Consider the following 247-nt stretch of genomic DNA (forward strand, 5'->3'; position numbering starts at 1 on the left):
CCTCTTATTGGTATCGGAGCCAGCGATAATGCTTCGGGCACCACGCAGTCAGCCATTGCGGCAGGCACTATTACCATCCGTGACAAGGAACACCAGCAGCAGGATGTGGCGGACCTGAGCCGCGATACGGATAACGCCAATGGTCATATCGATAAAATCTTCGATAAGGAAAAAATCGAGGAGCAGCAGGAGCTGGCGGCGGTGTTCGGGCAGATGGCGAACCAGTATGCCGGTGACCTGGGTGCAG

Annotated in this window: 1 pseudogene; it reads left to right on the forward strand. The window is 55.9% G+C overall.

Features of this window, described 5'->3' with window-relative positions:
• A pseudogene (locus MES37_RS24680) lies at positions 1-247 on the forward strand (hypothetical protein); the annotation flags it as partial.

The sequence above is a fragment of the Buttiauxella sp. S19-1 genome (genome assembly GCF_022134725.1).
Classification (GTDB): domain Bacteria; phylum Pseudomonadota; class Gammaproteobacteria; order Enterobacterales; family Enterobacteriaceae; genus Buttiauxella; species Buttiauxella ferragutiae.